Raw genomic sequence first — 21,781 nt, 5'->3', positions numbered from 1 at the left:
ACATCGAGGACACGACATGTCTCTCACCGAAACCACCACACAGCCGAAACGGCGCGATTTGCGAATTCCGCTCGCCGTCCTGCTGATCATTGTTGCTGTGGCAGCCCCCTTCATCGGCAGCCGTTATGTTACGCATGCCTTGATCATCGCGCTGATCTTCATGCTGCCTGCACACGGACTGAACCTGCTGGTCGGCTACACGGGTCTATTGTCGCTTGCCCAGGCTGCCTTCTTCGGCATCGGTGCCTACGCGTCCGGCCTGCTCGCGGTCTATTACGGCACTCCCTTCTATGTGAACATCCTTGCCGCCGCCGTCATAGCGGGCGGGCTTGCTCTCCCGCTCGGCATTCCGGCCCTGCGATTGAGGTCGACCTCTTTCGTGATGTGTACTTTGGGCTTCGTGATCATCGGGCAGGCCATTGCAAAGAACTGGATCTCGTTGACCCGGGGCGACATGGGGCTTTCGAGCATCCCGAAACCGCATTTCACTCTTGGGCCGTGGTCGTTTACGGTGTCCGGCACGACCAACTTCTACTACCTGACCCTGGTGGTCGCCGCGCTCGCGACCGCGCTTGTCTGGGCAATCGTGCGGTCTCCCGCGGGCAGAAACATGGTCGCAATCCGCGAAAACGAAACGCTTGCGGAATCGGTCGGCATTCCAACGTGGCGCTACAAGCTGATCGTCTTCATGATCAGCGCGGCATTCGCCGGCGCGGGCGGTAGCCTCTATGCCCATTATCTGACCGTCGTCAGCCCCTTGACCTTCCAGATGTATTATTCGACGACCGTGCTCATCATCGTGCTCGGCGGTGGCGCCGGAACGATCTCCGGTACGGTTATCGGCAGCCTGCTCTTCGTCGGCCTGACGGAGGCACTCCGCATAGCGCCTGAATTGAGAATGATCGTCTACGGTCTGTGCCTGCTGGTGCTTGTCTTCTGGTTCAAGAAGGGCTTTGCACCGATGATCAACCGCTTCTGGAACGTGATCGGAGGTGTGAAATGACGTCCCATCTTCCTATCCTGCAGATCAAGAACCTCAGCAAGTCCTATGGCGCCGTAAAGGCTGTCAACGACGTCAGCATGCATATCGAGCGCGGCGAGATCGCCGGCCTCATCGGGCCTAACGGATCGGGAAAGTCGACCTTCTTCGATTGCTCTACCGGTCTTGCCCAACCCGACTCCGGAACCGTCACACTCGACGGTCAGGATATTACCGGCTGGTCGCTGAACAGGATTGCCCGTGAGGGGCGGATGCTGCGCTCCTTCCAGAAGACCGTGACGTTCCGGTCCCTGGACGTGGAAGAGAACCTGATCATTGCCGGTCAGATGTTCACGTTTCCGTCGATCTGGTCCACTTTCGGCCTGGGAACCAAATCCCGTAACCGCGTGGCGGGATTGAGGGAGCGTGCGCGCGATCTCATCAAGATGGCGGGTCTCTGGGATGTGCGGCACCAGCCGGCGGGAAACCTGTCGGGCGGCCAGCAGAAGCTGATCCAGTTCGCCTCGATGCTGATGCCCGAACCCAAGCTCATTCTTCTCGACGAGCCGATGGCGGGCATCAATCCGAAGATCATCGAGCGCGTGGTCGAGACGATCCTTTATGCGAACAAGAGCCTCGGCGTCAGCTTCCTCGTAATCGAACACAATATCGACGTCGTCACCAGCATCTGCCAGCGGGTCATCGTCCTCGACCAGGGCATGAAACTCGTCGAGGGGCTGCCGCATGACATCATTCAGGACCAGCGTGTGAGGGAGGCTTACCTTGGCGGCTAACTCCAACCTTTCAATCCAAGGTCTTCGAGCCGGCTACGGCAATCTGGACATTCTCAACGGCGTCGATCTGGACGTGCCATCAGGTCAATTCGTGGCGCTCATGGGTCCGAATGGCGCAGGCAAGTCGACGCTTTTGAAGACGCTCTACGGCATGACGACCATCAAGGGCGGCAGCATATCGTGGCGGGAAAAGGACATTGCCGGATATAGATCGCGAGCGATCCTGGGAGAGGGTATCTCCTTCGTTCCACAGGGGCGCTGCAACTTTCCGCTCATGACGATCGACGAAAACCTGCAAATGGCCGCCTATACGCTGCGCGACGCCAAGGTGAAGTCCGACAGGGACTATGTCTATGATCTCTTCCCGATCTTGAAGACGCGGCGCAACACCCTTGCCGGAAACATGTCCGGCGGCGAACAGCAGCTTCTGGAAGTCGCAATGGCGGTGCTTCAGCGTCCCAAAGTGCTTCTCGTCGATGAGCCATCCGTCGGGTTGTCGCCGGCTGCGATCGGCGTCGTGTTCGATGAGCTGCTGCGGCTTCATGCGGCTGGAATGACCATTCTCCTTGTCGAGCAGAACACCAAGAAGGCCATGGAGGTCGCGGAGCGCGCGATCATCCTGCGCTTGGGCAAGGTGATCTGGGACGGACTTCCCAAGCAGATCACCCACGACGAGCTGGGCGAGTTGTTCCTGACCGGGAAGATGCGCGGCGAAACCGAGGCAGCACACTGAACACAACCGTCCAAATGGACGATATCACCGAGGAAACATCATGAGCAATTTCGTGGCCGCGTCACGCGTGGCGCGCATCAAGATTTCGCCCAGCACGGCAGCGGCGGCACGTGCCCGCGAACTGAAGGCGGCCGGCAAGGACATTGTCGACATGACCGTCGGCGAGCCGGACTTTGACACGCCGGAGAGCGTCAAGGCGGCGGCACATGCGGCGATTGATCGGGGCGAAACCAAATATACGGCGGTGAACGGTACGCCTGCCCTGCGCAAGGCGATCATCGGCGACTTCGAGCGCCGGCTCTCGCTGCAATATGCCGATAATGAGATCTGCGTCGGAGGTGGAGCCAAGCAGATCCTGTTCCTGGCTCTGATGGCAAGCGTCGAGAACGATGCCGAGGTCATCATCCCCGCGCCCTATTGGGTATCCTATCCGGACATGGTGATCGCCAATGAGGGCAAGCCTATCATCGTCGAATGCCCGCAGGAGCAGGGGTTCAAGTTGACACCGGAGGCCCTCGAGGCGGCGATCACGCCACGAACCATGTGGCTCGTGCTGAATGCGCCGTCAAATCCGACGGGCGCTGCGTATAGCCGCAGGGAATTAGAGGCCCTTGGGGACGTTTTGCTGCGTCATCCGCATGTTTTCGTCCTGTCAGACGATATCTACGACCAGGTCTGGTTTCGCGACGAGCCGATGACAACGCTGGTCGCGGCGGTTCCGGCGCTGAAGGACCGGGTCCTGCTGACGAACGGCGTGTCCAAATCCTACGCGATGACCGGCTGGCGTATCGGCTACGCCGCCGGCCCCGCACCGTTGGTTGCCGCGATCAACAAGCTGCAATCGCAAATCTCTTCGTGCCCGTCTTCGGTCAGCCAGGCCGCAGCCGCCTATGCCCTTTCGGCCGATCAATCCTTCGTCCGCGATAGCGTAAGGGTCTACAGGGAACGCCGCGACTATGCCTGTGGCCGCCTCAATGCCATCGACGGACTATCCTGCCAGGTGCCGGACGGTGCCTTCTATCTCTTCCCGAACTGCGCGGGTGTGATCGGGAGGAAGACGCCGGAAGGCAAGGTGATCGAAACGGACCTGGACTTTGTCCTCTACCTCCTCGACGGTGTCGGGGTTGCTGCACTGCAGGGAGCGGCCTACGGGCTATCACCCTATTTTCGCCTTTCGATCGCCACCTCAATGGAGGTGATCCAGGAAGCCTGCGACCGCATCGAGCGCGCCGTCGCGGCGTTGCGCTGAGCAGCGCCCCAATGTCGGGAAGGGGGCTTGCATGTGTCCTTCCCGAGAGACTAGGGTCCACGAAAAAGAGCGTGGAACCATGAGCGTAGATTTCCGCAAGCTGCGAAGCTTTGTAAAGATCGTCGACACCGGCAGCGTGTCTCGTGCGGCTGCAATCCTGAGGACGGCGCAGCCTGCCTTGTCGCAGCAGATCGCCTCGCTGGAAGCGCATTTCAAGCACAAGCTCCTGATCCGCAGCAATGTCGGGATCACGCCGACGGAGGCCGGGCTTATTCTCTATCGGCACGCCCAGCTGATGCTGAAACAGATCGACCAGGCGCAGATCGACATCAATCAGGCGGCAGCGTCCGTTGCCGGGCGCGTTTCGATCGGTCTTGCGACATATTCGACATCGAGTTCGCTCTCGCTTCCGCTATTGCGTGAAATGAGGGTCCGGCATCCTCAGATCGTCGTGCACATCAATGACAGTTTCGGGCAGATCCTCAGCGAATTGATCATGACCGGCAAGATGGACATGGCGCTCATCTATGCGTCCGATCCGATTAAGGGCACGACGCTTCAGCCGCTCTTCAAGGAGGAGATGTTCCTCGTTTCCCCGCCAGGCGAGAACCTGCCTGGCGCGGCCGGCGAAGCCTTGGCCGTGGGAGCGCTTGCACAGATGCCGCTGCTGCTCCCGAGCAAGAACCATTTGTTGCGGCGTTTGATTGACGATGCGCTGGCGCGTGCCCGCGCCGCACCGGCAGTTCTCTCGGAAATCGAATCCGTCCCCGCCCTGAGCGCCGCCGTCCTCGACGGCCTCGGTTCGACTATTTTGCCGGCCTCGGTGGTGACTGCGACCTCCTCATTCGCAGGCGCACAGGTGCGCGCGCTGACCAGGCCGGTCATCGACGCCACCGTTTCGCTCTGCGTATCCGACCATCTGCCGTTGTCCGAGCCTGCACTGGCCGCAAGGGCGGTGCTTCTCGAGATCGTTGCGCACATGACGGCGACGCATCATCCGGGGATTCGTCCGGTATAACGCACGCTGCAAAACGTCGCAGAACATTGTTTGCTCGATGGCGGCGCCATGCAGCAGCGCCGCCATCGCCATAAGCAAACCCTATGGCGGCAGACAGTAGTAGTGTTGGCCAATCGGCGCCGAACTCACCTAACCTTGTGGCAGATAAGGGGTTCGACCTTCGGACCCGCGGTCATAGGCGCGGCCCGCGCCAAGCTTCTGCTTCGAGGGAAACATGGCAAAACTGGCTTTCGACACTGGCGGCACATTCACGGATTTCGCGCTCCTTGACGATCGTGGCGAGTTGCATCTCCACAAGGTGCTGAGCACGCCGAAAAACCCGGCGGAAGCCGTTGTGCAGGGTGTATCCGAGCTTCTTGAAACGTTCTCCGGCTCGATCGCCATCGAGAACTTGCAGATCCTCGGCGCCACAACGGTCGTCACCAATGCCGTCCTCGAACGCAAAGGCGCCGAAACGGGCTTCGTTACTACGAACGGCTTCCAGGACATGCTGCGCATCCGCAACGAAGGCCGCTACGATCTCTATGATCTCAACATCAAATATCCGGATCCCCTCGTAACCCGTGCCAATAGCTTCGGTGCCGAGGAGCGCATCGCGGCCGACGGCGAAGTGATGACCGAGCTCAGCGAAGACAGCGTGCGCGAGATTGCCGGCCGCCTGCGCGAGAAGGGTGTTCGTTCAGTGGCGGTGTGCCTGCTTCATGCCTACAAGTATCCGCAGCATGAAAAACGCGTGGCAGCCCTCCTTCGTGAAGAGAACCCGGATATCTTCGTCTCGATCTCGTCCGAGGTCTGCCCGGAAATGCGTGAGTTCGATCGCGCCTCGACCACCGTTGTCAACGCATATACCCGTCCGCAAATGGCGGGTCACGTCGCGCATCTCGAGCGGGAGTTCGCCGGGAAAGGCATCGATCGCCAGGTTCTGTGGATGACGTCTTCAGGCGGTCTCGTGCCGAGCCGCCGGGCCGCCGAGCTTCCGGTCCGCCTGATCGAATCCGGACCTGCGGCCGGTGCCGTTGCTGCTGCCGAGTTCGGCCGGGTTGCCGGCGAAACGAGCGTCCTGTCCTTTGACATGGGCGGAACGACGGCAAAACTCTGCCTCATCCCGAATGGCGAGCCCAATGTTGGCACGGATCTCGAGGTCGCCCATTATCAGCGCTTTCGCAAGGGTTCCGGCTTTCCGCTGAAGATCCAGTCGATCCAGATGATCGAGATCGGCGCGGGCGGTGGTTCGATCGCCGCCAAGAATCCGCTCGGCCTCCTCGATGTCGGTCCGCATTCGGCGGGCGCCATGCCAGGCCCTGCCGCCTATCAACGTGGCGGCAGCCAGCCGACGGTCACGGACGCCGACATCCTGCTCGGCTACATGGGGACGGAATCCTTCGTTGGCGGCTCCTTCAAGGTTTCGAAAGATGCCGCTTGCGGGGCGATGGAAAAACTCGCCAGCTCGCTCGAAGTCTCGGTGGAGCGTTGTGCCTGGGGCATTCATGATCTCGTCAACGAGTCCATGAGCAAGGCGGCTGCCATGCATGCGACGGACCTTGGCGTCGACCCGCGATCCCTTCCGATGGTTGCCTTCGGCGGCGCAGGCCCGGTCCACGCCTATGGCATCGCCCGCAAGCTTGGGATCAAGCGGATCATCTGCCCGACCGGTGCGGGTGTGAGCTCGGCTATCGGTCTGTTGATCGCGCCGGTTGCGGTCGATCTCTCGATGAGCCATCCGATGCCCGTCAACGCCTGGGATATCGGTGAAATGAACCGTATCCTTGACGAGCTGGCGGTACAGGGGGCGGAAGTCGTGTCGGCCGCGGGAGTGGCGAAGGAGACGATCGCCAATCGCTTCACCGTCGACATGCGGCATGTCGGCCAGGGGCACGAGATCACCGTTGTGCTGCCGGATCGCAATCTTCCCAAGGAGGAATTTCTCAAGCAGCTCACTGACAACTTCTTCAAGCTATACCGTGAGCTCTTTGGCCGGACCGTCGCCGCAGCCGTCGAGGTCATCACTTGGCGCCTGCGCGCAAGTGGCGAGAAGGACCAGGTCACTCGTCCTCACGAGACGCAGGCGGAAGAGGCCAGGAAGGGTAGCCGCCAGGTCTATTTCCAGGAGCGGGGCGCCTATGCGGACACCTCGGTCTACGACCATTACAAACTTCCGGTGAACCACGAGATCAGGGGACCCGCCATTGTCGAACAGCGTGAATCGACTGCTGTCGTCGGGCCGAGCGGCAGCTTCCATGTCGATGCCAGCGGCAATCTCGTGATCAATATTCTCTAAGGGAACATCCGATGTCGAAGCCCGTCACCGATTTCAACGATCCGATCAACCTTCAGGTCATGTGGAACCGCCTGATCTTCATCGCCGATCAGGCCGACAACGTGCTCGGCAAGACGGCATTCTCGCCGATCGTGCGCGAAAACCATGACTATGTAACCGTTCTCCTCGACAGCAAGGGCCGAGCGCTCGCCCAGTGTACCTGGTCGATCCCGGTCTTCATTACGTCGCTGCCGGCCGCAGCCCAGAAGTTCTTTTTGCCGAAATTTCCGGTCGACGCGCTGGAGGAAGGCGACGTGCTTGCGACCAACGATCCCGAGATCGGAACAGGGCACCTTCCGGATGTCACCATGATCACGCCGATCTTCAAGAACGGCAAGGTTGTCGCCTATGCCGGATCCATTGCGCATCTCCCTGACATCGGCGGCGCGCCGCTTCACTCCGAAGCCAGCGATATCTTCGAGGAAGGCATACGCTTCCCGATCGTGAAGCTGCTCAAGGCGGGCGTCCCAAACAAGGACGTATTCGACATCATCGAGGCGTCCGTTCGCCTGCCGACCGAAGTGCGTGGCGATCTCGAATCCATGATCGCCGCGAACAACGTCATGGGACGAGAACTTGTCAAGTTCCTGGATGAATACGGTCTCGACGATGTCGATGGTCTGGCAGACGCGATCCACACACGCTCCGAAGCGCAAACCCGCAAGGCGATCCGCCAGTGGCCAAATGGCAAATACTCGGCAGAAATGCTGCTCGACGGCTATGACATCGACATCAAGCTCAAGGCGACCGTGGTCGTGAGCGATGATTCCATCCATGTCGACTACGCCGGCACCTCGCCGCAGGTGCTGCATTCGATCAACTGCCGCACGAACTATCGTTACGCCCATTCGGTCTATGCGCTGAAATGCCTTCTCGATCCGGATACGCCGAACAATGAAGGCTGCATTACGCCAATCAGCGACGATGCGCCGCTGGGATCGATCCTGAACCCCGAACAGTGGACGGCCGGCAATTCGCGCAATCTCATCGGCCATGCCATTCCCTCGCTGATCTTCAAGGCCCTCGAAGGGGTGGTCCCTGACAAGGTCATGGGCGACAGCGGCGGTGCGCCGATCTGGGCTGCAAACTGCGTCGGCCGTCGCGATGACGGCACGCAATACGGTTCGGTTCAGAATTTTCATGGCGGGCAGGGCGCTCGTGCCGAGTTTGACGGCCTGGATACGCTGAGCTTCCCGTCCAACTGCAAGGTCACCGCGATCGAAATGTTCGAGATCGCCGTTCCCGCGCTGACGGAATGCAAAGAATTGATCGCTGACTCCGGCGGTGCCGGCAAGTATCGCGGCGGTTTGGGCCAGCGCGTTGTTCTTCGTAACCTCGGCAAGTCGCCGATGAACATCTATCTCGCATCCGAACGCGTCCGTCATCCATGCTTCGGCGTGGTCGAAGGCCAAAACGGCATGGCAGGTAAGGTCATGAAGAATGGACAGCCACAGTTCCCGAAGGGCAAGGTCGTTCTCAAGACGGGAGAACGGCTCGAGGTCGAAACACCCGGAGGAGGTGGTTGGGGTCGCGCGAGCGAACGTTCCGCCTCATTCATCGAGCAGGATCTTGCCGAGGGCCTGATTAGTCCGCGGGCCGCGAAGACCGTTTACGACTATAAGGGTGCCGGCGCGGTCGCTGCAGAATAGGAGAGAACAATGGGCTTGCTTGAGGGAAAAATCGCTCTCGTTACCGGAGCCGGCACCGGGATCGGCAAGGAGGCGGCATTGCTTCTCGCGAAGGATGGCGCAACCGTCATCCTGACCGGCAGGCGGATCGCCCCCCTGGAGGAGGTCGCGGCCCTCGTCGAGGCGGCAGGCGGCAAGGCGTTTGCGAAATCTCTCGACATCGAATCGCGCTCGGACATTTTCGCCGCGGTCGAATGGGTAAAGGAAAGCCTCGGGCCGGTCGATGTGCTGGTCAACAATGCCGGCAGCGCCAGCAAGGTGTTGAACGCACGATTTCTCAGCGAAGAGGAATGGAATTCCACCATCAACGTCAATCTGACAGCGGTCTTCAATCTGACCCAGGCGGTTCTTCCCGGCATGATCGCGAAAGGCGAGGGGACGATCATCACGGTCTCGTCGCTCGCAGTGCTCAACCCGAACCTCCTTGGCGGCGCCGCCTATGGTGCTGCGAAGGCCGGCGTGAAGAACTTCATGACATTCCTGCACAATACCTACCGAAACCAGGGTATTCGAGCGACGACCATCCTGCCCGGCGAAACGGATACGCCGATCATGAACAACAGGGCGCGACCGCCGCTCGACAGCGAACGTGCGATCATGCTGAGCCCGCATGACGTCGCCCGGGCAATCGCGTTGTGCGCCAGCCTGCAGAAAGGCGCGGTCATCCCCGAGCTGCACATTTGCCCGACCTTCATGCGCGACACCTCGGCTGACATCGAGGTTGCCCGCTGGGTAGGCGCGCCGGCCGATACGCCGGACATGCCAGAGACGTAATCAGGAGGAGCACATCATGAACGGTGCAAAATTGCGCGCCCGCCTTCAGGCCGGCGAACCCATAACCATGTTCACGCCGCATCACGCTTCCTCGGGCTTCGCCGCCCGCCTGGTCGAGCTGGGGGCGGACTCGGTATTCGTCGATTGCGAGCACGGGACGTGGAGCTTCGAGGATGTCCGCGAAACCTCGCAGATCGTCCGGTCCGTCGGCGGCGCCGCGATCATTCGTCCTCACTCTCACGAGCGGCCGATCATCATCAGATATCTGAATGCCGGTGCTGACGGGATCATGGTGCCGATGGTGGATAATGCCGACCAGGCGTGTGCCATCGTCGACGCGGTCCGATACGCACTGCCGTCGGACCATGAAAAACGCCTGGTCATTGCAATGATCGAGACCGTCGAGGCGATCGATAATCTCGACGCGATCGCCCGAGTGGAGGGGATCGACGTCTTCTTTATCGGGCCAGGTGACCTCTCACAGAACATGGGCTTTCCACCGGCTCCTCCATTCGGCGAGGAGCGGCCGACCGAAGTACAAGAGAAGGTGGCGGAAGCGGTCAGAAAGATCCGTTCTGCCGGCAAGGTCGCCGGCACTCTCGTCACCGCCGACGAATTGCCGGGATGGCTCGAAAGAGGTGTGCAGTTTTTCTACATTCACTCCGACCCCTTCCTCAGACGCGGTATCGCCGCGATTAATCAGACGCTGATGCGATAAACAAGCAGCGGGTTGCCTTCGGCTTGACCCTTGCGCAGGCCGCTGGAAGACAGTCGCCGGGCATAGTCACCGGTTTCGCGCGTTCATCTCTTTCCGAAATGCAGCCGGGCTCCTTGCGGTCCACTTCTGGAATGCCCGATGGAAGGCGCTGGGTTCGGAAAAGCCGAGGCGCGTGGCGATCTCCCCGACGCCGAACTTGGTCGTTTGCAGCATCCCGATTGCAAGATCGCGGCGGATTTCATCTCTGATGGCGGCATAGTTCTGGCCTTCGGCATGCAGGCGATGCCGCAGGGTCGAAGGAGACATACGCATTTGCGCGGCCAAATCATCGAATGACTTCCACGAAGAGGGCGGCGATTGACGTAGCCGCTTGCGCACGCTCGCCGCAAGGCCGGCGTCATAGCGGTAACGCACGAGGATATTGGCTGGCGCATTGCGCAGAAATTGCTTCAGGGCCTGCTCGCTGCGCGTCACCGCCAGTTTAAGGAGGGAGGCATCGAAGGCAAGCCTGCTCGCCGGCTGCGAGAAGCGCACGGGCGCCCCGAAAAATTGCCGGTACTCCGCGCCATGCTCCGGCTCGGCGCAGCGAAAATCGACCATCCGCAGGGGGATACGGCGCCCGATGAGCCAGCAGGCGATGCCGTGCAGGAGAATCCAGTAGGTTCTATAGGCAAAGGCCGAGCGTTCGCTCGCACTGTCGGTCAGTACGATATGCGCCAACCCGTCCGCCACTTCGAGATGTCCCTCCGGGTCCTCCAGCACGATGTTCAAAAACCGCAGTGCCCGCCGCAATGCCTGGTCGAGGGTTTTCGCGTGGAGCACGCAATGACAGAGCAGCGTGAAACTGCCGCGGCGCATGGGCCTGCCGCCCATGCCGAAGAATTCGTCGTCGATTTCGGCCGCGATCGCCAGCCAGAGCGCGCCATAGCTTTCGGCTGAAACCGGCGCGTCGATCTGGGTGGATAGGCCGAGCGTCGCGAGCAATCGTTCGGGGGATTTTCCCTGCCGCCGAAGGCAGTCGATCGCCTCTTTCACAAAGAAAGGTGATATCATCCGCCGTGCGGTTTCCGTCATCGTCATGACCTGCAAAATATGGTAAAACTGGCCGCTGATTTGAGACGCTTTTGTCATCGAATGCAATATCGTGCGACGATAAGCTTGGGCGAGGCGCAAGGTGAATCGCGCTCTTCCGGGGATACGATACTGCGGGCGACTGCACGAAGCGTGGAGGCCCTCGGTTGAAATCGACTGCGCTGGAGGAGAGCGACCATGTTGATTCAGGGAAAAACCTTCGTCGTCACCGGTGGCGGTTCGGGCCTTGGGGCTGCTGTCGCGCGCATGCTGACGGGTGAGGGGGCCAATGTCGTCATCGCTGACGTTAACGTGGACGCCGGTGGTGCCATCGTCAGTGAACTCGGGACCAACGCCGCCTTCATCCGGACGGATGTCACGCAGGAGAAGGACGCCCAAGCCGCGATTGACACGGCGGTAGAACGCTTCGGCCATTTGCACGGGCTGGTCAATTGCGCCGGCGTCGCGCCCGGTGAGAAGATAATCGGCCGCAACGGACCGCACAAACTCGACAGCTTTGCCCGCACGATCGGCATCAATCTCATCGGCACTTTCAACATGATCCGGCTTGCCGCGGTGGCAATCGCCAAGCAAGAGCCGGATGCGGACGGCGAGCGCGGCGTCATCGTCAACACGGCTTCGGTCGCCGCCTTCGACGGGCAGATTGGCCAGGCCGCCTATGCGGCCTCCAAGGGCGGCGTTGCCGCAATGACACTGCCGATCGCGCGCGAACTGGCCCGCAGCGGCATTCGGGTGGTCGCCATCGCGCCGGGCATATTCGAGACGCCGATGATGGCCGGTATGCCGCAGGAGGTGCAGGATTCGCTGAGCAAAAGCGTGCCCTTTCCGCAGCGCTTCGGAAAGCCGGTGGAATTCGCCGCATTGGTACGCCACATCTGTGAGAACGTCATGCTGAATGGCGAAGTCATCCGCCTCGATGGCGCATTGCGCATGGCATCGCACTGAGGCAGGCTCGTTATGGGAGGTTTGATATGACGCGAGAGGATCCGATCGTCATCGTTGGCGCGGCCCGCACTCCGATGGGTGGCTTCCAGGGAGATCTTAAGGACTGCACGGCGCCGGAGCTCGGTGCTGCCGCCATCCGCGCCGCACTTGAGCGCAGCGGCGTTCGCCCCGATGCGGTTGAAGAGACGGTCTTCGGCTGCGTACTTCCGGCCGGGCAGGGCCAGGCACCGGCGAGACAGGCCGCGATCGGCGCTGGCCTGCCCTTTGCCACGGGAGCGACCACCGTCAACAAGATGTGCGGTTCGGGAATGAAGGCCGTCATGCTGGCGCATGATCTGATCGGCGCGGGCAGCGCTTCGATCTCCGTCGCCGGCGGTATGGAAAGCATGACGAATGCCCCCTATCTGCTCGATCGGGCGCGGGGCGGCTACCGGCTTGGGCATGGCCGCGTCATCGACCACATGTTCCTCGATGGGCTCGAAGACGCCTATGACAAGGGACGCCTGATGGGCACCTTTGCCGAGGATTGCGCCGAAGCCTATCAGTTTACCCGCGCGGCACAGGATGACTACGCCGTCACCTCGCTGACCCGCGCTCGCAATGCGATCGAGGAGGGGGCTTTCGATAGCGAGATCGTGCCCGTCACCGTCAAGTCAGGGCGAGCCGAACTGGTCGTCAGCCGCGACGAGCAGCCGGGCAAGGCGAAGCCGGAGAAAATCCCGACGCTCAAACCTGCTTTCCGCGAAAACGGCACGGTGACCGCTGCAAACGCGTCGTCCATCTCCGATGGTGCTGCCGCTCTGGTGCTGATGCGGCGCTCGAAGGCCGAGCGCGAGGGGATCGCGCCGCTTGCTACCATCGTCGGCCATTCAACGCATTCGCAGGCACCTAATCTCTTCGCAACCGCGCCGATCGGCGCGCTGCGCAAGCTTTCCGAACGCACCGGCTGGAACCTCAGGGATGTCGATCTGTTCGAGGTCAACGAAGCCTTTGCCGTCGTTGCCATGGCGGCGATGCGCGATCTCGATTTGCCGCATGACAAGGTCAATATTCATGGCGGCGCCTGCGCACTTGGCCATCCGATCGGCGCATCCGGTGCCCGTGTGCTGGTCACGCTGCTTGCAGCGCTGAAGCGCCACGGCATGAAGCGCGGCATAGCGACGCTCTGCATCGGCGGCGGCGAAGCGACTGCCATGGCCGTCGAACTGAATTGAACGGTTTCAAGGAGGAGACTGGACCATGATCCTGAGTGAAGACCAGATCCAGATCCGTGATATGGCGCGTGATTTTGCCCGTGAGCGCCTGGCGCCTGGCGCGGCCGAGCGCGACGCGAAAAGCCTCTTTCCCCGCGAGGAATTGAAGGAGATGGGCGAGCTCGGCTTCCTCGGCATGCTCGTACCCGAAGCCTATGGCGGCTCGGAGACGGGCGTGATTGTCTATGCCGTGGCACTTGAGGAGATCGCCGCAGGTGACGGGCCTTGCTCCACCATCATGAGCGTGCACAGCTCTGTCGGCTGCGTGCCGATCCTGAAATACGGAACAGAAGAGCAGAAGCAGCGGTTCCTGCCGAAACTTGCAAGCGGCGAATGGATCGGCGGCTTTGCCTTGACAGAGCCGCAGGCCGGCTCAGACGCCTCGAACCTCAAGACTCGTGCCCGCCGCGACGGTGATCATTATATCATCGACGGTGCCAAGCAGTTCATCACCTCGGGCAAAAACGGCAATGTCATCATCGTCTTTGCCGTCACCGACCCCGATGCCGGCAAGAGAGGAATTTCCGCCTTCATCGTGCCGACCGACACACCCGGCTACGAGGTCGTGCGTGTCGAACACAAGCTCGGACTGCACTCGTCCGACACCTGCCAGATCGCCTTTACCGGCATGCGCATCCCAGCCGATAATCGGCTCGGTGAGGAAGGCGATGGCTACAGGATTGCCCTCTCCAACCTGGAGGGCGGGCGCATTGGCATCGCTTCGCAATCCGTCGGCATGGCGAGAGCTGCTTTCGAGGCGGCGCGCGACTATGCCCGCGAGCGCACGGCCTTCGGCTCGCCGATCATCGATCATCAGGCGGTTGCTTTCCGGCTTGCCGACATGGCGACGCAGATCGAGGTTGCCCGCCAGATGGTGCTGCACGCAGCGCAGTTGAAGGAGGAGGGGCAGCCCTGCCTCACCGAAGCGTCGATGGCCAAGCTGTTTGCCTCGGAAATGGCTGAGAAGGTCTGCTCCGACGCGATCCAGATCCATGGCGGCTACGGATATATGGCTGACTATCCGGTGGAGCGCATCTACCGTGACGTCCGCATCTGCCAGATTTACGAGGGGACGAGCGACGTCCAGCGCATCGTTATCGCGCGCAACTTATAGTATGTTTTCATGAGATGTCTGCGATCGAGCCTGCCTTGGGGAGTTACAGGCGGTACGGTCGACAAGGGAGGTATCATAACGCATGAACGAGGTTCCAAATCTGAGCCTGCATGTCCCCGAACCGGCGGTACGGCCCGGCGGCCAGCCGGATTTCTCCAACGTCAAGATCGCCAAGGCCGGCGCCGTGCCGAAGCCGGCGGTCGATGTGGCGCCGGAGGAGATCCGCGATCTCGCCTATTCCATCATCCGTGTTCTCAATCGCGACGGCGAGGCGGTCGGTCCCTGGGCCGGGCTGCTCTCCGACGAGGAATTGCTGACGGGCCTGCGCAACATGATGAAGCTCAGGGCTTTCGACGCGCGCATGCTGATGGCGCAGCGGCAGGGAAAGACCTCCTTCTACATGCAGCATCTCGGCGAGGAAGCGGTCAGTTCCGCCTTCCGCAAGGCGCTGAACAAGGGCGACATGAACTTCCCGACCTATCGGCAAGCGGGACTGCTGATCGCCGACGACTATCCGATGGTCGAGATGATGAACCAGATCTACTCGAACGAGGCAGATCCCCTGCGTGGCCGGCAGCTGCCAATCATGTATTCGTCGAAGGAACACGGCTTCTTCACTATCTCCGGCAATCTTGCCACCCAATATGTGCAGGCCGTCGGCTGGGCCATGGCGTCGGCCATCAAGAACGACACGAAAATCGCCGCCGCATGGATCGGCGACGGTTCGACGGCCGAATCCGATTTCCACTCCGCGCTGGTCTTCGCCTCCACCTACAAGGCGCCGGTCATCCTCAACATCGTCAACAACCAATGGGCCATCTCGACCTTCCAGGGCATTGCCCGCGGCGGCTCCGGCACCTTCGCCGCCCGCGGTCTCGGCTTCGGTATCCCGGCGCTTCGTGTCGATGGCAATGACTATCTGGCTGTCTACGCCGTTGCCAAATGGGCGGCCGAGCGCGCAAGGCGCAATCTCGGCCCGACGCTGATCGAATATGTCACCTACCGCGTTGGCGCTCATTCCACCTCGGATGACCCGAGCGCCTATCGGCCGAAAACCGAATCCGAGGCCTGGCCGCTCGGCGATCCGGTGCTGCGGCTGAAAAAGCATCTGATCGTGCGCGGCGTCTGGTCGGAAGAGCGCCATGCCCAGGCGGAAGCCGAAATCCTCGACGAAGTGATCGAGGCGCAGAAACAGGCCGAGAGCCATGGCACGCTCCATGCCGGCGGCAAGCCGTCGGTGCGCGATATCTTCGAGGGCGTCTATGCGGAAATGCCCCCGCATATCCGCCGCCAGCGGCAGAAGGCAGGATACTGACATGGCAAGAATGACAATGATCGAGGCCGTGCGCAGCGCCATGGACGTCTCGATGGGACGGGATGACGATGTCGTCGTCTTCGGTGAAGACGTCGGTTATTTCGGCGGTGTCTTCCGCGCCACGCAGGGACTGCAGGCAAAGTATGGCAAGACCCGCTGCTTCGATGCGCCGATCAACGAATCCGGCATTCTCGGCACGGCAATCGGCATGGCGGCCTATGGCTTGAAGCCCTGTGTCGAAATCCAGTTCGCCGACTATATGTATCCGGCCTATGACCAGATCACCCAGGAGGCGGCGCGCATCCGCTACCGTTCCAACAGCGACTTCACCTGCCCGATCGTCGTGCGCATGCCGACCGGTGGCGGCATTTTCGGCGGCCAGACGCACAGCCAGAGCCCCGAAGCGCTGTTTACCCATGTCTGCGGCCTGAAGGTAATTGTGCCGTCCAATCCCTACGACGCCAAGGGCCTGCTGATCGCGGCGATCGAGGACCCGGACCCGGTGATGTTCCTCGAACCGAAGCGGCTCTATAACGGCCCCTTCGACGGCCATCACGAGCGGCCGGTCACACCCTGGTCGAAACATGATCTCGGCGAAGTGCCGGAAGGGCACTATACGATCCCGATCGGCAAGGCGGAAATCCGCCGGCCGGGCAGTGCCGTCACCGTCGTTGCCTATGGCACGATGGTGCACGTGGCGCTCGCCGCAGCAGAGGAAACGGGCATCGATGCCGAGGTGGTCGACCTGCGCAGCCTGCTACCGCTCGACCTCGATACCATCGTCCAGTCGGTGAAGAAGACCGGCCGTTGTGTTGTCGTGCACGAGGCGACGCTCACTTCCGGTTTCGGCGCGGAAGTCGCATCACTGGTTCAGGAGCACTGCTTCTATAGTCTCGAGGCGCCGATTGTGCGCGTGACCGGCTGGGATACGCCCTATCCGCACGCACAGGAATGGGATTATTTCCCCGGTCCCGCCCGTGTCGGCCGGGCGCTCAAAGAAGTGATGGAGGGCTGAGGATGGGCGAGTTTGTCATCAAGATGCCCGATGTGGGTGAAGGGGTGGCCGAGGCCGAACTGGTCGAGTGGCATGTCAAACCGGGCGACCCGGTGCGTGAGGACATGATCCTCGCTGCCGTCATGACCGATAAGGCGACGGTGGAGATTCCCTCGCCGGTCGAAGGCATCGTGCTCTGGCTTGGTGCCGATGTGGGCGATACGGTCGCCGTCAAGGCGCCGCTGCTGCGCATCGAGATTGCCGGCGAGGGCGGGAATACAGCCGAAAAGGCTCCGACTCATGATGCCGAGCCGCCCGCGAAAATCGAGCCAGTCCAAGGCAAGCCTGTGGAAGCCAAGCCGACGGCGTCGTCTCCGGCGAGACCGAGCGTCGAAGCGAAAAACATTGAACCAGAAAGAGTTGCCGAGCGCCCTGCCGCTCGCGAGCCGGTGGAGCGACCACTGGCTTCTCCTGCCGTGCGCTTGCGGGCTCAGGAGGCTGGTGTCGCTCTGCGCCAGGTGATCGGTACAGGCCCGGCCGGTCGCATCACCCACGAAGATCTCGATCAGTTCATTGCGCGGGGCGCTCAGCCCGCTCCCGTTGCTCAAACCGGGCTTGCCCGCAAGACTGCCACCGAAGAGATCAAGGTGACCGGCCTGCGTCGCCGCATCGCCGAAAAGATGCGCCTTGCAAGCTCGCGCATTCCCCATATCACCTATGTCGAGGAGGTCGATGTCACCGACCTTGAAGACCTGCGCGCGACGATGAATGCCGGCCGCAAACCCGATCAGCCGAAGCTGACCATCCTGCCCTTCCTGATGCGGGCGCTGGTCAAGACGATCGGCGAGCAGCCGGGCGTCAATGTCACCTTTGACGACGATGCCGGCGTCATTACCCGCTATAGTGCCGTTCATATCGGCATCGCCACGCAGACGCCGTCGGGCCTGACCGTGCCGGTCGTGCGGCATGCGGAGGCCCGGTCGATCTGGGACGTTGCCGCCGAGCTCGCGCGTCTTGCCGAGGCCGCCCGCAATGGCACCGCCGCGCGCGAGGAGCTGTCCGGCTCCACGATCACCATCAGCTCGCTCGGCGCACTTGGCGGCATCGTCACGACGCCGATCATCAATCATCCGGAAGTTGCGATCGTCGGCGTCAACAAGATCATGACCCGGCCCATCTGGGACGGCACCCAATTCATCCCGCGCAAGATCATGAACCTTTCGTCGAGCTTCGACCATCGCATCGTCGACGGCTGGGACGCGGCGGTCTTCGTCCAGCGGATCAAGGCACTGCTGGAAACCCCCGCGCTGATCTTCATCGAAGGTTGATGACATGAAAGAAATCGTCTGCAAGCTCCTCGTCATCGGTGCCGGACCCGGCGGCTATATCTGCGCCATCCGCGCCGGCCAGCTCGGCGTCGATACGGTGATCGTCGAATCCACAAAGGCCGGCGGCACCTGCCTGAATATCGGCTGCATCCCCTCCAAAGCGCTGATCCATGCGGCCGAGGAGTTCGAAAAGGTCAGCCACATGACCAGTCCCAATGCGCTCGGCATCACTGTCGAGGCACCGAAGCTTGATCTCGCGCAGACCATACGCTGGAAGGATGGCATCGTCGGCCGGCTGAACGGCGGTGTGCTCGGGCTCCTGCGCAAGTCCAAGGTCAAGATCGTGCATGGGCAGGCGGTGTTCCGCGACGGCAAGACCGTCGAGGTCGAGACTGAGACCGGAACTCAGGTCATCCGTGCCGAAACGGTTGTCATTGCGACAGGCTCCGAACCGGTCGAGCTGCCGCTGCTGCCCTTTGGCGGAGCGATCCTTTCGTCCACCGAGGCGTTGTCGCTGACGAGTGTGCCCAATACACTTGCTGTCGTCGGCGGCGGCTATATCGGCCTGGAGCTCGGCACCGCCTTTGCCAAGATGGGTGCGCGGGTCACTGTGGTCGAGGCGATGGCGCAGATCCTGCCGCAATATGACGCCGAGCTCGTCAAGCCGGTTGCCAAGCGCCTGCATGAGCTTGGCGTGCGTGTGCTGACCGGAGCGAAGGCGAAAGGCTATTCGGGAGAAGCGCTGCTGATCGAGACCGCTGCCGGCGAAGAGGAGCGGATCGCCGCGGACAAAGTTCTCGTCACAGTCGGGCGCAAACCGCGTACGGAAGGTTGGGGTCTCGAAGAACTCGATCTCGATCGCGCCGGCCGTTTCATCCGCATCGATGAGCGCTGCCGCACCTCCATGCGCGGCGTCTACGCGATCGGCGATGTCACGGGCGAGCCGATGCTTGCCCATCGCGCCATGGCGCAGGGAGAGATGGTCGCTGAGATCGTTGCCGGCCGCAAGCGTGTCTGGGACAAACGTGCCATTCCCGCCGTCTGCTTCACCGATCCCGAGATCGTCACCGCGGGGCTTTCACCAGATGAAGCGCGCGCTCAGGGCTATGAAATCCGCGTCGGTCTCTTCCCCTTCGCTGCCAACGGGCGTGCCATGACGACCCAGTCGGAAGACGGTTTTGTGCGGGCTGTAGCGCGCGCAGACACCAATCTGGTACTTGGCCTGCAGGCGGTCGGTGCCGGCATCTCGGAACTGTCAAGCGCGTTCTCGCTGGCGCTCGAGATGGGCGCGCGGCTGGAAGATATCGCGGGCACGATCCACGCTCATCCGACCCGCAGCGAAAGCCTGCAGGAAGCTGCATTGAAGGCGCTTGGCCATGCCCTGCACATCTGAGCCGGTGTCAGGTGGCAATGGTCATTTTTCCGGGGATTTCGGTGACCAAAGGATGGTTTCGGCCGTCTTTTCGTAGGCCATGCCCTCCGGATAGCTGATGACCTCCAGTTGCAAGCCCCAGGGGGACTGGAAATAGAGGATGCTCTGTCCGGCATTCGGCCCCTCGCTGATGGGGAGCGGTCCGAGGCGGGTCGTGATGCCTTGTGCGTCGAGGTAGGCCTTGGCCGCCTGAATGTCTTCGACATAAAGTCCGACATGGAAGGCGCCAATGTCGCTGTTCTTTTGTTCAAGGTGGCGCTGGTCCGGGGCCTCATATTCGAAGAGCTCCAGGTTGGAGCCGTGGCCGATGCGGATAAGCGCCGCACGCCTGATGCGGGCGCGTGGATGAGTGCCCAACGCCTGGCGCATGAAATCGCCCTCATCATCGCCGATCGGGCCGAAGGTATAGGCATGCCTGCAACCAAGTATTCGGACGAAAAAGTCGAGTGCTTCGTCGAGATCGGGAACGGTGATGCCCGTATGGTCTTGACCGAGGAGGCCAGGCAATCCCAGGCTTGCGGCATTTGTCATGCAAGTTTCCCCTTCAACAGTTCCAGGACCAACCGCCGCTTGCGTGGCTCTGCGAGCCCGGTCGTGCGGTCGCCGCTATTTTCTGCCGAAAACCTCGGTTCGCAAGTCATGCGATCGATATTGGTTGCGTTGAGCTTACCCTACGTCCGATTTCGGCCGAACAGGGCTGATTTCAAAGCTTCGGGACACTCTGTCGCAGGCAGCGAAGCATTGCCGATTGCCGCAATGGCCGGCATACGATTAGAGCAGGCATTTGCTTGGGGGAGCGAAAACGGTGGCAGTCGATTTCAATTCGGAACTTCACGCACGTCCGTCGATCTATTTTTCGGGTCCGGCGCTGGTCGAGCATATAGCCCTGTCAGGCACATTACTCTCGATCTCCGATCTGAGCCACCGCGTCGTCGTTGCCGAGGACGCGATCGAAGGCCCTCGAACACAGGTCGAGTTTCATACCGAGTTCGTCACCGTCACCCGGGTTACGCCTCTTGAGGCCGATCCCTCGACCTGGCCCGCGGGCTCCCTGTCGATCGATGAGGCGGCGCGGCTCGCCGGCCTGATCGACTGGTCCTTCATTTGCCGATTGGAAATTCTCATTTGCGGATCGGCGCCGAGCGAACTTGGACCTCTCCTTTCGGCGCTTCAATTCGGCGATACGGCGGCGTCCGCGATTGGTGGCGGAGCCGCACTCGTCTGCTCTGATTTTCGCGTCGGAGACAACGGCACCAGCCGCACGATCCTTTTCAATCATGACCTTAACGCCTATCGGCTCGGCCGCATGGTCCGCAGGATCTATGAAATCGAGACTTACCGCGTCATGGCGCTTTTGGGCTTTCCGGAGGCACGGCGGCTTGGTCCTGTTCTTGGCGGCTACGACCGGAAGCTTGTCGAATTGACCAATCGCCACGTATCGACCTCGGCCGAAGACCATAAGCGACTGCTTGATGAGATTTCTCAGCTTTCCGCGGAGGTGATCTCCGCGGCGGCGCAGACGCGCAATCGCTTTGGCGCAACGGCAGCCTATGCCAAGATCGTCGAGGAACGCATCGCCGAGCTGCGGGAGACCCACGTACCAGGTTTCCAGCGTTTCGGGGTTTTCGTGGCGCGCCGCTTCAAACCGGCGGTCAGGAGTTGTGAGGCGACCGCATTGCGCCTGGAGCAATTGTCGCATGCGACCATGCATCTGATCGACTTGCTCCAGACCCGCATCCAGGTGGAGATCGAGGTCCAGAACGCCGTTCAGATCCAGGCCATGGCCGAGCGCGCCGAAACCCAGGTCAAAATTCAGCGGGCGGTCGAGGGTCTCTCGATCATCGCCATCAGCTACTACCTTCTGAGCCTGATCAAAGTCGCGATCGAGACGGCGGATCATGCCGGTCTTCATATCAATCCGATCTACATGCTGATCTCCATTCCCGTGGTGATCGGAGCGGTTGCCCTCGCGATCCTGAGGGTCAGGCACGCGCTGAAATCTTGAAGTCTTATTGAACGTAGCGCGCAGCAACTGCAG

The 21,781-nt window shown here is 61.4% G+C and carries 19 protein-coding genes; 17 read left to right on the top strand and 2 right to left on the bottom strand.

Translation table 11 applies throughout. From position 1 onward, the window contains the following. The first annotated feature begins 16 nt into the window (after positions 1-16). The 9 genes from GA0061103_RS19260 to GA0061103_RS19220 all read left to right on the top strand — a co-directional run bounded on the left by GA0061103_RS19260 (position 17) and on the right by GA0061103_RS19220 (position 10,270). Complete coding sequence (locus tag GA0061103_RS19260; protein WP_092713896.1) at positions 17-1,003, top strand: branched-chain amino acid ABC transporter permease; 987 nt, start codon at positions 17-19, stop codon at positions 1,001-1,003. After that, complete coding sequence (locus GA0061103_RS19255; RefSeq protein WP_092713894.1) at positions 1,000-1,773, top strand: ABC transporter ATP-binding protein; 774 nt, start codon at positions 1,000-1,002, stop codon at positions 1,771-1,773. The genes GA0061103_RS19260 and GA0061103_RS19255 overlap by 4 nt, the downstream gene beginning before the upstream one ends. After that, entirely contained in the window at positions 1,763-2,506 is a 744-nt protein-coding gene (locus GA0061103_RS19250; protein WP_092713892.1) for a branched-chain amino acid ABC transporter ATP-binding protein, read from the top strand. Before GA0061103_RS19255 ends, GA0061103_RS19250 begins: the two co-directional genes overlap by 11 nt. Positions 2,507-2,546: 40 nt before the next feature. Then, positions 2,547-3,755 (top strand): aspartate transaminase, encoded by a 1,209-nt coding sequence (locus tag GA0061103_RS19245; RefSeq protein WP_092713890.1) that lies wholly within the window; start codon positions 2,547-2,549, stop codon positions 3,753-3,755. A gap of 79 nt (positions 3,756-3,834) precedes the next feature. Then, entirely contained in the window at positions 3,835-4,773 is a 939-nt protein-coding gene (gene nac / locus GA0061103_RS19240) for a nitrogen assimilation transcriptional regulator NAC (protein WP_092713888.1), read from the top strand. A gap of 214 nt (positions 4,774-4,987) precedes the next feature. Beyond that, on the top strand, positions 4,988-7,051 hold the full coding sequence (locus GA0061103_RS19235) for a hydantoinase/oxoprolinase family protein (RefSeq protein ID WP_092713886.1): 2,064 nt from the start codon (positions 4,988-4,990) through the stop codon (positions 7,049-7,051). A gap of 11 nt (positions 7,052-7,062) precedes the next feature. Continuing rightward, positions 7,063-8,739, top strand: a complete 1,677-nt coding sequence (locus GA0061103_RS19230) for a hydantoinase B/oxoprolinase family protein (protein ID WP_092713885.1) — start codon at positions 7,063-7,065, stop codon at positions 8,737-8,739. Positions 8,740-8,748: 9 nt separating this feature from the next. Then, on the top strand, positions 8,749-9,552 hold the full coding sequence (locus GA0061103_RS19225; RefSeq protein WP_092713883.1) for an SDR family oxidoreductase: 804 nt from the start codon (positions 8,749-8,751) through the stop codon (positions 9,550-9,552). A gap of 16 nt (positions 9,553-9,568) precedes the next feature. After that, positions 9,569-10,270: an HpcH/HpaI aldolase family protein gene (locus GA0061103_RS19220; protein WP_092713881.1), complete on the top strand. Its 702-nt coding sequence runs from the start codon at positions 9,569-9,571 to the stop codon at positions 10,268-10,270. 66 nt (positions 10,271-10,336) lie between these two features. Here the strand turns inward: GA0061103_RS19220 and GA0061103_RS19215 are convergent, their stop codons facing one another. Then, positions 10,337-11,344 carry an AraC family transcriptional regulator gene (locus GA0061103_RS19215; protein WP_092714393.1) on the bottom strand — a complete coding sequence of 336 codons (1,008 nt, stop codon included), beginning with the start codon at positions 11,342-11,344 and terminating at the stop codon, positions 10,337-10,339. A 195-nt stretch (positions 11,345-11,539) separates the two neighbouring features. Between GA0061103_RS19215 and GA0061103_RS19210 the strand changes: the two genes are divergently transcribed. The 7 genes from GA0061103_RS19210 to lpdA all read left to right on the top strand — a co-directional run bounded on the left by GA0061103_RS19210 (position 11,540) and on the right by lpdA (position 19,704). Then, a complete protein-coding gene (locus tag GA0061103_RS19210) occupies positions 11,540-12,307 on the top strand; it encodes a 3-hydroxyacyl-CoA dehydrogenase (protein ID WP_092713879.1) in 768 nt (255 codons plus the stop codon). Positions 12,308-12,333: 26 nt separating this feature from the next. Beyond that, positions 12,334-13,521 carry an acetyl-CoA C-acyltransferase gene (locus GA0061103_RS19205; protein ID WP_092713877.1) on the top strand — a complete coding sequence of 396 codons (1,188 nt, stop codon included), beginning with the start codon at positions 12,334-12,336 and terminating at the stop codon, positions 13,519-13,521. A 25-nt stretch (positions 13,522-13,546) separates the two neighbouring features. Then, positions 13,547-14,674 carry an acyl-CoA dehydrogenase family protein gene (locus tag GA0061103_RS19200; protein WP_092713876.1) on the top strand — a complete coding sequence of 376 codons (1,128 nt, stop codon included), beginning with the start codon at positions 13,547-13,549 and terminating at the stop codon, positions 14,672-14,674. An 82-nt stretch (positions 14,675-14,756) separates the two neighbouring features. Continuing rightward, on the top strand, positions 14,757-15,989 hold the full coding sequence (locus GA0061103_RS19195) for a 3-methyl-2-oxobutanoate dehydrogenase (2-methylpropanoyl-transferring) subunit alpha (protein WP_092713874.1): 1,233 nt from the start codon (positions 14,757-14,759) through the stop codon (positions 15,987-15,989). A gap of 1 nt (position 15,990) precedes the next feature. Beyond that, on the top strand, positions 15,991-17,004 hold the full coding sequence (locus GA0061103_RS19190; RefSeq protein WP_092713872.1) for an alpha-ketoacid dehydrogenase subunit beta: 1,014 nt from the start codon (positions 15,991-15,993) through the stop codon (positions 17,002-17,004). 2 nt (positions 17,005-17,006) lie between these two features. Further along, a complete protein-coding gene (locus tag GA0061103_RS19185; protein WP_092713870.1) occupies positions 17,007-18,311 on the top strand; it encodes a dihydrolipoamide acetyltransferase family protein in 1,305 nt (434 codons plus the stop codon). A 4-nt stretch (positions 18,312-18,315) separates the two neighbouring features. Next, on the top strand, positions 18,316-19,704 hold the full coding sequence (lpdA, locus tag GA0061103_RS19180; protein WP_092713868.1) for a dihydrolipoyl dehydrogenase: 1,389 nt from the start codon (positions 18,316-18,318) through the stop codon (positions 19,702-19,704). 21 nt (positions 19,705-19,725) lie between these two features. On the opposite strand, the gene GA0061103_RS19175 is transcribed toward lpdA, so the two are convergent. Beyond that, the gene (locus tag GA0061103_RS19175; protein WP_092713866.1) at positions 19,726-20,274 is read right to left on the bottom strand and encodes a VOC family protein; all 549 of its coding nucleotides are present in this window, start codon (positions 20,272-20,274) and stop codon (positions 19,726-19,728) included. A 274-nt stretch (positions 20,275-20,548) separates the two neighbouring features. Between GA0061103_RS19175 and GA0061103_RS19170 the strand changes: the two genes are divergently transcribed. After that, a complete protein-coding gene (locus tag GA0061103_RS19170; protein WP_092713864.1) occupies positions 20,549-21,748 on the top strand; it encodes a DUF3422 domain-containing protein in 1,200 nt (399 codons plus the stop codon). The last annotated feature ends 33 nt before the right edge of the window (positions 21,749-21,781 follow it).

The sequence above is a fragment of the Martinezella multihospitum genome, assembly GCF_900094585.1.
GTDB classification, from domain to species: domain Bacteria; phylum Pseudomonadota; class Alphaproteobacteria; order Rhizobiales; family Rhizobiaceae; genus Rhizobium; species Rhizobium multihospitium.
Note: the sequence above shows the minus strand (reverse complement) of the source record. Positions and strands in the feature narration are given on the sequence as shown.

Coding starts and splice junctions, on each gene's coding strand:
- GA0061103_RS19260 (WP_092713896.1), top strand. CDS start 17: ATGTCTCTCACCGAAACCACCACACAGCCGAAACGGCGCGATTTGCGA.
- GA0061103_RS19255 (WP_092713894.1), top strand. CDS start 1,000: ATGACGTCCCATCTTCCTATCCTGCAGATCAAGAACCTCAGCAAGTCC.
- GA0061103_RS19245 (WP_092713890.1), top strand. CDS start 2,547: ATGAGCAATTTCGTGGCCGCGTCACGCGTGGCGCGCATCAAGATTTCG.
- nac (WP_092713888.1), top strand. CDS start 3,835: ATGAGCGTAGATTTCCGCAAGCTGCGAAGCTTTGTAAAGATCGTCGAC.
- GA0061103_RS19235 (WP_092713886.1), top strand. CDS start 4,988: ATGGCAAAACTGGCTTTCGACACTGGCGGCACATTCACGGATTTCGCG.
- GA0061103_RS19230 (WP_092713885.1), top strand. CDS start 7,063: ATGTCGAAGCCCGTCACCGATTTCAACGATCCGATCAACCTTCAGGTC.
- GA0061103_RS19225 (WP_092713883.1), top strand. CDS start 8,749: ATGGGCTTGCTTGAGGGAAAAATCGCTCTCGTTACCGGAGCCGGCACC.
- GA0061103_RS19220 (WP_092713881.1), top strand. CDS start 9,569: ATGAACGGTGCAAAATTGCGCGCCCGCCTTCAGGCCGGCGAACCCATA.
- GA0061103_RS19215 (WP_092714393.1), bottom strand. CDS start 11,344: ATGACGGAAACCGCACGGCGGATGATATCACCTTTCTTTGTGAAAGAG.
- GA0061103_RS19210 (WP_092713879.1), top strand. CDS start 11,540: ATGTTGATTCAGGGAAAAACCTTCGTCGTCACCGGTGGCGGTTCGGGC.
- GA0061103_RS19205 (WP_092713877.1), top strand. CDS start 12,334: ATGACGCGAGAGGATCCGATCGTCATCGTTGGCGCGGCCCGCACTCCG.
- GA0061103_RS19200 (WP_092713876.1), top strand. CDS start 13,547: ATGATCCTGAGTGAAGACCAGATCCAGATCCGTGATATGGCGCGTGAT.
- GA0061103_RS19195 (WP_092713874.1), top strand. CDS start 14,757: ATGAACGAGGTTCCAAATCTGAGCCTGCATGTCCCCGAACCGGCGGTA.
- GA0061103_RS19190 (WP_092713872.1), top strand. CDS start 15,991: ATGGCAAGAATGACAATGATCGAGGCCGTGCGCAGCGCCATGGACGTC.
- GA0061103_RS19185 (WP_092713870.1), top strand. CDS start 17,007: ATGGGCGAGTTTGTCATCAAGATGCCCGATGTGGGTGAAGGGGTGGCC.
- lpdA (WP_092713868.1), top strand. CDS start 18,316: ATGAAAGAAATCGTCTGCAAGCTCCTCGTCATCGGTGCCGGACCCGGC.
- GA0061103_RS19175 (WP_092713866.1), bottom strand. CDS start 20,274: ATGACAAATGCCGCAAGCCTGGGATTGCCTGGCCTCCTCGGTCAAGAC.